The sequence below is a fragment of the Chryseobacterium sp. G0162 genome, from assembly GCF_003815715.1.
Taxonomy (GTDB): domain Bacteria; phylum Bacteroidota; class Bacteroidia; order Flavobacteriales; family Weeksellaceae; genus Chryseobacterium.
This window is the reverse complement of sequence record NZ_CP033922.1, coordinates 4,208,357-4,221,391: the sequence shown is the minus strand read 5'-3', so window position 1 is coordinate 4,221,391 and position 13,035 is coordinate 4,208,357. Positions and strand designations below refer to the sequence as shown.

The window sequence follows — 13,035 nt, the reverse complement described above, 5'->3', positions numbered from 1 at the left end:
AAATGATTAAAACAAAATAATAAAATGATATACAAAACACTTTTGACTATTGGCTTGGGGTTATTAGCTGTTTCAGTCAATGCACAGTCACTCACGTTGGAGGAATGTTACCTTCTGGCAAGAGAAAACTACCCTGCTGTCAAAAAAATGAATCTGGTCGCTCAATCGGCAGACTATACCATTAAGAATGCCAACAAAAAGTTTTTGCCTCAGTTCAATATTTCGGGTCAGGCAACATATCAATCTCAGGTAGTTGATTATGGTGCCTTACTTGGTGGTGCCTCTCCTATGGGATTTTCTCCCCCCACATTCAGTAAAGACCAATACAGGATTTCCGGAGAAGTAGAGCAATTGTTATTTGATGGAGGCAGTACACAGTATCAAAACGAGATTACAAAAGCCAATGCCGGATTACAAAAGCAAAATGTAGAAATAGAATTATATACCATTAATGACCGTATCAACTCCATCTTCTTTTCTATTTTTTTGCTGGATGCTCAGTTGAAACTCAATGAACTTAAAGTTGCCAATCTGCAGACTCAATTGGATAAAGCGGAAGCAGCCTATAAATATGGTACTGCTTACGCAAGCGATGTCAATGAACTAAAAGCCGAGATTGAGAATACAAAATCAGTAAATATTGATTACGAGGGAAACCGCTCTGCTTTTTTAAAAATGCTTTCTATTTTTACCGGTAAGGAAATTACCTCATCCTCCGAGTTAGTAAAACCTGAACCTATTCTATCATCAGAGGAAATCAACAGGCCGGAGCTTAAAATGTTCGATTTACAGAAAGAGATCTATGAAGCACAGACAAAACAGTTGAAATCAAGTTACATGCCTACCTTCAAAGCCTTTTTTCAGGGAGCTTACGGACGACCTACTCTTAATCCTATTTCTAATGATTTTGGAGCGTGGTACATCACCGGTATTCGACTGAACTGGTCACTGGGAAGTCTTTATACCTTAAAAAATCAACGTTCAATCTATGATCTCAGCAGTCAGTCAGCAGATGCTGATAAAGAAACTTTCATCCGAAATGTAAAAATTGATATTGCTCAACAGGATGAAAATATAAAAAAATACGCAGAAATGATCGGCCAGGATCAAAAAACAATAGAACTGAGGGAAGCAGTCACAAGGTCTGCCTCAGCTCAGCTCACTAATGGGGTTATTACCACCCACGAATACATTCAGAAAATCAATAATGAAAACGCAGCAAAGCAAAACCTTATTCTTCATCAGATACAGCTGCTTCAGTCACAATATAATTTAAAATTCAAATCAGGCCATTAATCATAAATGTAACAACATGAAAAAATATATAGTAATTGTTTCAGCAGCATTATTTCTGAATGCCTGTACGCAAAAAAACGAATATGATGCTTCGGGGAATTTTGAAGCTGATGAAGTGATTGTATCCGCACAACAAAACGGTTTGCTCCTTTCGTACAATGTAAAAGAAGGAGCACAGTTGAAATCAGGTGATCCGGTAGGACAGATTGATGTAAAGGTTGCAGAACTTCAGAAGCAACAAACTGAAGCCAGTATTGCTGCCTTAAATGAAAAAACAATCGCTCCTGGTGACCAGACGGAACTGGTACGCAGGCAGCTCGAAGTACAGAAATCACAGTTAGTACAACAATTAAGAGAAAAAAGCCGTACTGAAAACCTGGTAAAAGCAGATGCTGCCACCCGTAAACAGCTGGATGATATCAATGCCTCCATAGATCAACTTAAAAAACAGATTGCTGTTACGGAACAACAGCTTAAACTGAATACTTACAACACCAATACACAGAACCGAAGTATATTGAGTGAAAAAGCACCTATGGAGAAAGCTGCCGCACAAATCCAGGAACAAATTAATAAAGGGCAGATCATTAACCCAATCAAAGGAACAGTATTAACAAATTATGCTTTGCAGGGCGAGCTTCAGGTCATTGGAAAGCCATTGTATAAAATTGCCAATACGGAAAATCTTGATTTAAAAGCGTATGTAACAGGTATACAACTATCACAAATTAAGATAGGGCAACAGGTAAAAGTTAGGATTGATAATGGTAAAGACAGTTACAAAGAATATCCGGGAACCATTACCTGGATTTCCTCTAAATCTGAATTTTCGCCGAAAACCATTCAAACCAAAGATGAAAGAGCCAATCTGGTGTATGCCATGAAAGTAAATGTGAAAAATGACGGTTATCTGAAGATCGGAATGTATGGAGAAGTAATCTTTTAATGGATCATTGATATGAGTTCAATAACAGTAAAAAATATCGTCAAAACCTATAATAAAGGGGAAGTAAAAGCAGTCAATGATGTTTCTTTCGAAGTACAGAAGGGAGAATTATTTGGTCTGATCGGCCCTGACGGAGCCGGCAAAACTTCTTTGTTCCGTATTCTCACGACCTTATTGCTTGCAGACAGTGGAACAGCGACTGTAGAAGGGTTTGATGTCATCAAAGACTACAGGAAAATCCGGAATATCGTTGGATATATGCCCGGAAAATTCTCTCTGTATCAGGATCTGACTATAGAGGAAAATCTGAACTTCTTTGCTACGGTTTTTGGAACTACCATTGAAGACAATTATGACCTTATCAAAGACATTTACGAACAGATTAAACCCTTTAATAAACGAAGAGCCGGGAAGCTTTCCGGTGGGATGAAGCAGAAACTGGCTTTATGCTGTGCTCTAATCCATAAACCTGAAGTTTTGTTTCTGGATGAACCTACAACAGGGGTAGATGTGGTTTCAAGAAAAGAATTTTGGGATATGCTTGGTCAACTGAAAGCACAAGGTATTACGATTGTTGTTTCAACGCCTTATATGGATGAAGCCACTCTTTGTGACCGGATTGCTTTGATGCAAAATGGCAATATTATGTCCATTGATACCCCGGAAAATATTATCAAAAGCTTTCCAAAAACCCTGTTTGCGGCCAAAGCTAATAATATTTATCAGCTTTTACAAGATGTACGTTCCACTGAAGAAGTAGAAAGCTGCTACACATTCGGGGAATATATGCACCTTACTCTGAAATCCGATGAAACAGATGTTATGGGTGTCATGCGGGTTATAGGTCAAAATCATCCTGACGGACTGGAGGTGAAAATTGTAGCCCCAACGATTGAAGACAGTTTTATCCGCCTCATGAATGAACACCATAATGAACCCGTGAAATAGCAAACTGATGGAAAATAAAGCAATTGTCTGTAAAAATTTAACCAAGAAATTTGGGGATTTCAATGCGGTTGACGAAATTACCTTTGATGTGAGTCAGGGGGAAATTTTCGGGTTTCTGGGAGCTAACGGAGCTGGAAAAACTACTGCTATGCGAATTCTTTGCGGACTTTCCTATCCTACTTCAGGAGAAGCTTCCGTGGCGGGCTATGATGTGTATAAACAACAGGAGCAGATTAAAAAAAACATAGGCTATATGAGCCAGAAGTTTTCCCTGTATGATAATCTTACCATATTGGAAAACATTGAGTTTTATGGCGGTGTATATGGTGTTTCAAGACCGGAAATAAAAACACGCAGTAACGAACTGATTACTACACTGGGGCTTGAAAAAGAAGCCAAAAAATTAGTCGGTGAACTGCCTTTGGGATGGAAGCAGAAACTGGCTTTCTCAGTTGCTATTTTCCATCGTCCTAAAATTGTTTTCTTAGATGAACCCACCGGAGGTGTTGATCCCGTAACCAGACGGCAGTTTTGGGATATGATCTATGAGGCTGCAGGAAATGGAATCACTGTTTTTGTAACGACACACTATATGGATGAAGCAGAATATTGTAACCGCATCAGTGTAATGGTGGATGGCCGTGTAGAAGCATTAGACAGTCCTTCTAGTCTGAAAAAACAGTTCAATACTGATACTATGGATGATGTTTTTTATCAACTGGCAAGAGGAGCAAAAAGAAAATCAGATTAAGATGAAACAACTATTAGCTTTCATACGCAAAGAATTTTATCATGTATTCCGGGACAGGCGTACCCTGCTGATCCTTTTTGGGTTACCCATTGCTCAGATCGTTCTTTTCGGTTTTGCATTGAGCAGTGAGGTGAAAAATATTGGTCTTGCCATACAGGATAATGCTCAGGATGTACAATCTGAGCAGATTATCTCTAAAATAGAATCCAGTTCTTATTTTAAAATTAAAGAACCTATACTCCATTATAAAGATATCGAAAAACGCTTCAGAGAAGGTAAAATAAAATGTGCTGTTATCTTTCCTGCCAATTTCGGTTCAGATCTGTATAAAGCAGAAGGAGCACAAATTCAGGTTATTGCTGATGCTTCAGATCCTAATAATGCCACCATTGTGACCAATTATCTGAATACCATTATTGGTAATTACCAGCAGGAACTCAATCCTACGGTAAAACCATCTTATCAGATCGTTCCTGAAATACGACAGTTGTATAATGAAGAACAAAATGGTTCTCTCAATTTTATTCCGGGTGTTATTGCCTTGATCTTTATGATTGTCAGTACTGCATTAACCTCTGTAGCAGTAGTACGTGAAAAGGAACTTGGAACCATGGAAATCCTGTTGGTTTCTCCTTTCAAGCCCATCATGGTGCTGATTGCAAAAGCAATTCCTTATTTGGTCTTATCACTCATCGATTTCATTATCATTTTACTGCTTTCTGTATTCTTTCTTCATATAGAAATAAGGGGCAGTCTGGTATTGATCTTCGCAGAAAGCATTCTGTTCATTATCACCTGTCTTTCACTGGGATTATTGATTTCAAATATCACGGCATCACAACAAACCGCTATGCTGATTTCAATGATGGGTATGATGATGCCCACCATGATATTGACAGGTTTTATGTTTCCTCTGGAAAATATGCCGAAGGTCTTTCAATGGATCTCCCATATTGTACCATCGAGATATTATTACAGTATCATTAAATCCGTCATGCTGAAAGGGCTTGGCTTTAAATACGTCTGGAAAGAAACACTTATTCTTGCCGTCATGGCAACAGGCCTGTTAACACTTGCATTAAGAAACTTTAAAATCCGGTTATAGTGAAGATATTACGTTTTATATTACAAAAAGAATTCCGTCAGATTCTGAGGGACAAAACGATCTTGTCTATGATGCTTTTTGCTCCCATTATGCAGCTTATTATTTTACCTATGGCAGCCAATTTTGAGGTAAAAAATGTAAATGTAGCCTTTGTTGACCAGGATCACAGCAGCTATTCTCAAAAGCTGGCTCATAAAATAGCTTCATCAGGATATTTCAAGATGGCAGGTCATCCCAATTCTTACAAAGAAGGCCTGGAATTGATTGAATATGGAGATGCAGATCTGGTGCTGGAAATTCCCTCTGGATTTGAAAGAAATCTTGTTCGGGAAGGAAGTCAGAAAGTCAATCTATCGGTAGATGCTATTAATGGAACAAAAGCATCTCTGGGAGCAGCTTATCTGCTACAGGTTCTGGCAGATTTCAATACGAATCTTGATATTAATATTAAATTACCCAACGGTCAAATTGCCCCCAACACAAAACTGTCTGTCATAAGTTCTAACTGGTACAATCCAAAAGCGGAATACAAATACTATATGGTTCCGGGAATTCTGGTATTATTACTTACATTGATCGGAGGCTTTATCACAGCTTTAAATATTGTAAAGGAAAAAGAGATCGGGACAATTGAACAAATCAACGTAACCCCTATTCAGAAATGGCAATTTATCCTTGGCAAACTCATTCCGTTCTGGGTAATGGGAATCACAGTCTTTACCCTCGGGCTCCTTGTGATGTATCTGTTTTATGGTATTTTCCCAAAAGACAGCTTATGGGTACTTTACCTCTTTGCGTCTGTTTACCTGGTGGCTTTACTTGGCTTCGGACTGTTGATTTCAACGTTTGCAGACACACAGCTTCAGGCGATGTTCATTGCCTTTTTCTTTATGATGGTATTTATGCTGATGAGTGGTTTTTTCACCAGTATAGACAGTATGCCGGACTGGGCAATCACAGTTTCCAATTTCACTCCGGTAACCCATTTTATCAAAGTTGTCCGGTTAATTGTCCTGAAAGGATCTGGATTGGCAGATGTAGGAACAGAACTCGGTTATCTGGCTTTATTTGCTGTAGTTTTAAATAGTTTTGCCATTTGGAATTATAGAAAAACGAGCTAATAGAAAAATAATCTACGAGAAGGCTATGTGCCTATGCGGTCTAATAAAATTTTAACCACATAGGCACATGGATTTTTTCATATGGATACCGCTTCTTTATAAATAAAAAGATATTATTACAAAGCTTTTGTTACTTTTGGGGTTCAAATAATTTAGTTAAACGAAGCTCTAAATTCCAAGGGTGAAAAAGAGGTACGATTTTTAAATAAACGGTGAAAAGACTGTGGATGCTCAAATCCTAATTGATAAGCAATTTCTGAAACCGACATTTCCGTTGTGGAAAGTAGTTCTTTAGCTTTTTCAATCAAACGATTTTGAATATGTTGTTGCGTAGTCTGCCCTGTCTGCACCCGAAGCATATCACTGAGATAATTGGCACTCAGATTCAGTTTTTCCGCAACAAAGTGAACCGTAGGAATTCCATCAATGATCAGCTTATCATTTTTAAAACATTCATCCAAAAGGGTTTCCAGCTTTGAAAGCAGATCATTATTCACTTTTTTACGGGTTAAAAACTGTCGGTTATAAAAGCGATCACAATATTTTAATAACAAATCCAGGTTCGATACCAGCAGATCCTGTGTAAAAGAATCCATATTAGCATGAATCTCCTGGCTTATATTATCAATAATATCCATAATAGATTTTTCTTCTTTCTCAGCAAGAAACAGAGCTTCATTGGCGGTATAGGAGAAAAATCCATAGTCCTTAATTTTTGAAGCCAGAGGATAGCTTTGAAGAAAATCAGGATGTACAACCAATACAAAACCTTCCACTTCATTCAGAAGAACATCTTCAAATTGTAAGACCTGTTGTGGAGCGGTAAAATACATAATCCCTTCATCAAAATCATAATACTGCTGTCCATATTTAAATTTTCCACCGGCACAATCCTTTTTCAGCGCTACAGCATAAAAATCTGTTATTACAGCATTGAGAATCGTCTCTGATTTTAATTTCACATCATTAAAACTAAATACACTGATCAATGGATTTGATGGTTTTTTCAATCCCAGGGCCTGATGCATTGCATTGATTGATGAAATTTTTATGGGTGTTTTCATAATTGTTTTATTTTTACTTCTTCTGTACATCGGCTACACTCTGTCATTCCGACGAAGGAGGAATCTCATCTTTACCTAAACACTTTAACTTTACTAAACCTTACCCTATTTAATACCAGATTCTTCATCTTGTTTATCTCCATTAAAAATTCCTTTTTTTTCTTACCTCTCGCTGATTGAGCAGATCCTGTAGATTTTCCCCACAGATAAGACAGATTTTCACAGATGATTATGCATAAAAATCTGCATTATCCGTGCATTCTAAGACATTATTTTTGAGATTCTTCATTACGCGTTGCTTCATTCAGAATGACATAACCACTATCAGGTATCATAAGATTAATGTATAACTCACACTAAGTTACTATTTTATTATTTTCCAGAAAACTGTTCACTTTTAATCTGGCTGATCCCTTGTTTATAAGTAGTCACCTGAAATTCAGGAAATCGTGTTCTAAACTTTGCATCATCAAAGATATTATCATGTTCATATCTTGGAAGCAGCTCCAATAATTCCTTTACTTGTTTATTGAATAAAGAACCAATCTTAAATATAAACTTAGGTACAGCTGAATACTTCAGATCTTTACCATAAATCCCAGATGCTATTCTGATAAATTCGTTATAGGTTGGATGGCTTTTATCCACTGGTAAATGCCAGGTTTGCCAAAATGCATCCGGTGTATTTCCAATTAAAGCTGTTGCGCGGCTCGCATCTGGTGTCCAGATCAGACTTCTTTTTTTACTTGTACTCAATGGAACTTTCAGCTTTTTTCCTTCTTTGATATTATTAAAAACCAATGTATTGGTAATACTCTGCGTTTTTCCAGGCCCATAAAATTCAGGAGCGCGGCAGATTACTGCTTCCAGCTCACCGGATTCTATTTCTCTTAATACCATTTCCGCCATTTTCCGTCTTACTCGTCCTTTTCTTCCCACTGGATCAAATACTGTATTTTCATTCAAAACGCGGCCATCTTGTGAATACATATAGGTATTATCAAAAAACACCAGCTTTGTTCCGTTAATCTTGCAGGCATCAATTACATTTTGAAGAATTAATGGAAATTGTTTTTCCCAAAGATCTGAACTTATCGGAAGACCTAGTGTAAAGTAAGCGATCTCACTTCCTTTTACTGCTTCAATAGCCTTCTCACGAATAGATAAGTCCGCCGAAAATACCTCATCGGTATCATTTACTTTTTTAGCATTTCTGCTGACAATGCGAATCTCTGAAGTAAAGTTTCTTTTTAATTCTCTTGCCAGCTCTTCACCAATCTGTCCATTGGCTCCTAATATTGTTTGCATATTGTTTCAATTTTCTGATTAATAATATACTCTGTTGTTTGGTAGGACAAAGTTCAGAAAAGCGTAACATATTAGAGTATCTGGATCAGGGAAAGTTGTAACAGAATCTCTGTTTTGAATAATTCTCTGGCTTTCAATTAATTTATACATTTTGACAAAATTTGTTTTTTTGTCAGAAATGTTTTAAATTTGTTATCGCAAAATCTAAACTTATGTTTTCATCCATACAAAATGAACAGGATCAACTTTCAGAACAGATACTTACAGCTGCCTCTGAACTTTACCTGAAGTATGGATTCAAAAAAGTAACGATGGATGATATTTCCAAGGCCATCGGAAAAAGCAGAACTTCTATTTATTATTATTTCAAAAACCGTGAAGAGGTCTTCCACGCTGTCTTGAATTCTTTAGTAAAAGAAGTCATTTTCGAAATCGGAAATGCAGTAGATCAACAGGAAACACTGGAAGAAAAAATAAGGGCATTTTGTCTGACAAAGATTAAAACATCTGAAAGCAAGACTCCTTTTTTTACAGCTGTAGAGGCTGGAATGAATGCTGAAGAAAAATCAAGACACTCTCAGGTCATGGAAGTTGTACACCAACATTTGATGGCTGGAGAAAAGATTATTCTTGAAAAAGCCATTTCCAAAAGTTTTCATACAAAAGAAATCCGTCCTTTACCATCAGAGGAACTGGATACTATTATTTTTATTTTACAGAGCAGCATTCGAGGAATTAAACGTGAAATGCTTTTAAAAAATAGTTTTGACGGATTAAATACAACCGTAGAGGTCTTGACTGCTATGACTTTTAAATGGCTCGTATAAAATTTTTTACCCCAATTTTGACATTTTTACAATTTATGTCAAATAGTTTATTTTAAATATGAAGAAATTAAGTAATATCAGTACGTTTAGAGCTTTTCAGAGTAATAATTATACTTTATATTTTTTTGGACGTTCTGTCTCTCAGTTTGGTACATGGATGCAGCGTACAGCGGTGGTTTGGGTGGTTTACAGTATGACCCATTCTGCATTTATGCTGGGGCTGACCATTTTTGCAGAACAGTTCCCTTCCTTTCTATTTTCTGCACTTGGAGGTGTAGCCGCAGACCGTTACAACCGATATAAAATCATTCAGATCACTCAGATTGCTTCCTTGATACAATCAGTTTTATTGGCTGTGTTGGTGATGACAGGCCATCAGAATGTATGGCCTATCTTAGGATTAAGTGTCTTACTTGGGATTATCAATGCTTATGATGTCCCTGCAAGACAATCTTTGATTAATGAAGTGGTACATGATCCGGCAGATCTGCAAAGTGCTCTTTCCTTAACGGCTGCTATGGCTAGTCTTGCAAAACTACTTGGACCAGCGTTATCAGGGATTATTTTACATCAGTTTGGAGCGGGAGTTTGTTTTATCTTAAATGCAGCAAGCTTTGCGGCCGTCATGATTTCTATTTCAATGATGAAAATTCCGAAGACAACACCTATTCCCAATAAAGCAAAACAAGGTGTGCTTAAAGAACTTGTGGAGGGTTTTACCTATATTAAAAGAGAATCTTCTATCGGCTGGATTATCGTCATGCTCAGCATTACAGGATTATTTATTCTTCCTTATGATACGCTTATTCCTGTCTATGCCAAAGAAATTTTCAATGGGGATGCCCAGACATTCGGTTATATATCCAGCTTCATTGGTGCAGGAGCGGTATTGGGAACCATTATTTTAGCTTCTTTAAAGGAAACCGTTTCAATGAGAAGAATATTAATTGGAAGTACTCTTGTGTTAAGTGTTGGACTTATTGGCTTCTCCTACACCACCAATTTCATGCTCTCCATGTTCTTTGCAGCGGTTACCGGTTTTGGCGGTGTTGCTCAGTTTACGACCTGTAATATCATTGTACAATCTGAGGCCGCACCGGAAATGCGTTCCCGAGTGATCAGTATTTTGCTGACTGCGATATTTGGAATGCTGCCGCTAGGAAGCCTGCTGATTGGAATTATTTCTGAAAAAATAGGAGCTCCCAAAACACTACTTTTCGAAGGAATTGCAGGAGTGATTATCGCATTTGCATTTCGAAATATTTTAATTAAAAAGAAGAAAAACAGCCCACCGGATCAACAACTTCTGGAGGAATCTGAAGAACTATTCATCAATAAAACATAATACTCTAAAAATGGAAAAAGTAAAAAAAGCATTACTGGTTATGGACATGCAGTCATCAATTCTAAGCTCATTACCTGACACAGCAGTATTGATTTCTAATATGGCACAGGCGATTAAAACTGCGCATGAAAACCAAATTCCTGTTATCTATATCGTTGTAGGATTCCGACAGGGAATGCCTGAAGTAAGTAAAAACAACAAAGTTTTCTCAGCAATAAAACAGCAGATGGCTAACGTTAATATGCAGAAGTGGATGACTATTCATCCTGACCTTTCTCCCCAGGAACTGGATGTTGTCATTACTAAAAAACGATTTAGTGCTTTTGCAGGAAGTGATCTGGAAGTTGTGCTCAGAAGTCATGATATAGAACATCTGGTACTGGCAGGAATATCAACCAGCGGCGTGGTCCTCTCCACTTTAAGAGAAGCTGCTGACAAAGATTATAAGCTAACGGTCATAGAAGATTGTTGTGCAGATGGCGATCTGGAGGTTCATCAGGTTTTGATGAATAAGGTATTTCCCAGACAGGCGGAGGTTGTTTCTTTACAGCAATGGACTTTGTAAAAAACAAAAAACCTTGCTTTTGCAAGGTTTTTTTATGTATGAGTATAAAAGTTGTTGATGATTTTTGCCATCTTACTATCTGAATACTTTTTAGATATTTAATTCAGAAAGAAACTGTTGAGCCTTTATTTATTATTTTATTCAGTCTAATGTCCAAAACCAAAATATACACTAAGACAAATGATTAATATGACAACTGTCGTGATACCTACATATAATTTATCCTTTTCCAACGCGAAACTAATTAAAGATAGTATTACTCTTAAAAACGGGGTACAAAACAGGACCAATATGCCAATATAGATAATACTTGATCCATCAAGATTAACAGCTCCTGAAAAAATATCGCCTATAACTTTAAATATATTTTCCTCTTTTTCGGTAAAATGAGAATAATCTACCTTTTCAGTCTCATGGTTGGAAAGAAAAATCCCACCCCCGATAATTCCGATACATAAAACGGATCTTACACCGTACTTCAAGACATTTCCGACAAGATTTCTAATTGTTTTATCTGTGACTTCCATACTTTTAAATTTTTCCTTTAATTCCACTATAGATCATATTTGCCGCTAAAAAGAAGATGATAACGGCAAAAAAGGTTCTTAATTTTTTAGGATCTGTTGACATTAATATTTTGGAGCCGATAATCGCCCCTAAAAGAACACCAATCATCACTGGCAAACAGATATCAGGAACTATATAGCCTTTTTGGATATAAATAACACAACTTGCCAAGGCAGTAACTCCCATCATAAAGTTGCTCGTAGTGGTTGAAACTTTAAAAGGAATCTTCATAATAGTATCCATAGCAATTACTTTGAATGCCCCTGATCCAATTCCGAGCATTCCTGATAACATTCCTGCAAGCCCCATCATTCCAAATCCACCTACAACATTCTTAGTACCATAATTAATTTTTTCTCCTCTATTATTGGGGTAATCAGAAGGCAATTTTAAAGAGATTGCTAGCGGGCTGGACTGTTCCACTACTTGCTCTTCTTTTTTTCTCAAAGAGTTTCCAGCTGAAAAAATAAGTGCAAGACCAAATAGTATGGCAATAAAAGAACTTGGCGCAGCACTGGAAATAAGTGCTCCGGCAACCGCTCCTGCAGTGGTTGCAATTTCCAGAAACATTCCTAAACGCATATTGGCAATTCCTTCTTTCACGTAGGCTGCAGCAGATCCTGATGAAGTAGCAATTACAGAAACCAATGCGGCACCAATGGCGTAATGGATATCAACACCTAATACTATCGATAATAAAGGAATAACTACAATTCCACCGCCTAAACCCGATAAGGAACCGATAATTCCTGCTGCTACCGAACCTAATAATACACAAATAGTAAATACTAGTACTGTCATAATTTTTTAAAATATATTTCAACTAACTTATAATCAATATACAAATTTTTAGCAACCTAGTCATCAAATAGCTATTGCTAAACTTAAATCAACTAATATGAATAATTATTTTTTCTTTCCTTAAAGCATAATGAAATATGATAGAAAGTATTGTAAATGATAGAACTATACAGATCATAAAACCGTCAGCAATCATTATTGAAAAAGGTACTGAGCCTTTTTGTGGATTCAACTGAGTAAAAATCAGTTTTTTCAAGGTTTTAATTTTAACATCACAAAGTTATGATCCCAATATTAGAGGGAGATTAGAGTTTGATTAGAATCAAATTACTGTTTTTTTTTGATTGCGATTTTTATTTGATTCCTAATCCCTGAAAATCAAACAGCTTAA

13 protein-coding genes are annotated in these 13,035 nt (G+C 36.8%); 9 read left to right on the top strand and 4 right to left on the bottom strand.

Features of this window, described 5'->3' with window-relative positions; translation table 11 throughout:
* The first annotated feature begins 24 nt into the window (after nucleotides 1-24).
* From EG344_RS18895 to EG344_RS18870, 6 genes are read left to right on the top strand one after another with little or no spacing between them, the layout of a single operon-like run.
* A complete protein-coding gene (locus tag EG344_RS18895) occupies nucleotides 25-1,296 on the top strand; it encodes a TolC family protein (RefSeq protein WP_123910918.1) in 1,272 nt (423 codons plus the stop codon).
* 16 nt (nucleotides 1,297-1,312) lie between these two features.
* Nucleotides 1,313-2,242 carry an HlyD family secretion protein gene (locus EG344_RS18890; protein WP_123910917.1) on the top strand — a complete coding sequence of 310 codons (930 nt, stop codon included), beginning with the start codon at nucleotides 1,313-1,315 and terminating at the stop codon, nucleotides 2,240-2,242.
* 12 nt (nucleotides 2,243-2,254) lie between these two features.
* On the top strand, nucleotides 2,255-3,190 hold the full coding sequence (locus EG344_RS18885) for an ABC transporter ATP-binding protein (protein ID WP_123910916.1): 936 nt from the start codon (nucleotides 2,255-2,257) through the stop codon (nucleotides 3,188-3,190).
* A 7-nt stretch (nucleotides 3,191-3,197) separates the two neighbouring features.
* Nucleotides 3,198-3,941 (top strand): ABC transporter ATP-binding protein, encoded by a 744-nt coding sequence (locus EG344_RS18880; RefSeq protein WP_123910915.1) that lies wholly within the window; start codon nucleotides 3,198-3,200, stop codon nucleotides 3,939-3,941.
* A gap of 1 nt (nucleotide 3,942) precedes the next feature.
* Nucleotides 3,943-5,046, top strand: coding sequence for an ABC transporter permease (locus tag EG344_RS18875; protein ID WP_123910914.1), 1,104 nt, complete (start codon nucleotides 3,943-3,945; stop codon nucleotides 5,044-5,046).
* Nucleotides 5,046-6,167 carry an ABC transporter permease gene (locus EG344_RS18870; protein ID WP_123910913.1) on the top strand — a complete coding sequence of 374 codons (1,122 nt, stop codon included), beginning with the start codon at nucleotides 5,046-5,048 and terminating at the stop codon, nucleotides 6,165-6,167. Before EG344_RS18875 ends, EG344_RS18870 begins: the two co-directional genes overlap by 1 nt.
* Before the next feature lie 152 nt (nucleotides 6,168-6,319).
* Here the strand turns inward: EG344_RS18870 and EG344_RS18865 are convergent, their stop codons facing one another.
* Both EG344_RS18865 and EG344_RS18860 read right to left on the bottom strand, forming a co-directional pair.
* The gene (locus EG344_RS18865) at nucleotides 6,320-7,231 is read right to left on the bottom strand and encodes a helix-turn-helix domain-containing protein (protein ID WP_123856723.1); all 912 of its coding nucleotides are present in this window, start codon (nucleotides 7,229-7,231) and stop codon (nucleotides 6,320-6,322) included.
* Between the two features lie 372 nt (nucleotides 7,232-7,603).
* Nucleotides 7,604-8,539, bottom strand: a complete 936-nt coding sequence (locus EG344_RS18860) for an NAD-dependent epimerase/dehydratase family protein (RefSeq protein WP_123910911.1) — start codon at nucleotides 8,537-8,539, stop codon at nucleotides 7,604-7,606.
* A gap of 212 nt (nucleotides 8,540-8,751) precedes the next feature.
* On the opposite strand from EG344_RS18860, the gene EG344_RS18855 reads away from it, so the two are divergent.
* The 3 genes from EG344_RS18855 to EG344_RS18845 are packed head-to-tail and all read left to right on the top strand — an operon-like array spanning nucleotide 8,752 to nucleotide 11,276.
* The gene (locus tag EG344_RS18855; RefSeq protein ID WP_123910910.1) at nucleotides 8,752-9,366 is read left to right on the top strand and encodes a TetR/AcrR family transcriptional regulator; all 615 of its coding nucleotides are present in this window, start codon (nucleotides 8,752-8,754) and stop codon (nucleotides 9,364-9,366) included.
* A 58-nt stretch (nucleotides 9,367-9,424) separates the two neighbouring features.
* On the top strand, nucleotides 9,425-10,711 hold the full coding sequence (locus tag EG344_RS18850) for an MFS transporter (RefSeq protein WP_123910909.1): 1,287 nt from the start codon (nucleotides 9,425-9,427) through the stop codon (nucleotides 10,709-10,711).
* A gap of 10 nt (nucleotides 10,712-10,721) precedes the next feature.
* The gene (locus EG344_RS18845) at nucleotides 10,722-11,276 is read left to right on the top strand and encodes a cysteine hydrolase family protein (protein ID WP_123910908.1); all 555 of its coding nucleotides are present in this window, start codon (nucleotides 10,722-10,724) and stop codon (nucleotides 11,274-11,276) included.
* Nucleotides 11,277-11,422: 146 nt separating this feature from the next.
* Here EG344_RS18845 and EG344_RS18840 read toward each other — a convergent pair whose 3' ends face one another.
* Nucleotides 11,423-11,803 carry a DUF1634 domain-containing protein gene (locus EG344_RS18840; protein ID WP_123910907.1) on the bottom strand — a complete coding sequence of 127 codons (381 nt, stop codon included), beginning with the start codon at nucleotides 11,801-11,803 and terminating at the stop codon, nucleotides 11,423-11,425.
* Nucleotides 11,804-11,807: 4 nt separating this feature from the next.
* Nucleotides 11,808-12,644: a sulfite exporter TauE/SafE family protein gene (locus EG344_RS18835; RefSeq protein ID WP_123910906.1), complete on the bottom strand. Its 837-nt coding sequence runs from the start codon at nucleotides 12,642-12,644 to the stop codon at nucleotides 11,808-11,810.
* Nucleotides 12,645-13,035 lie beyond the last annotated feature (391 nt).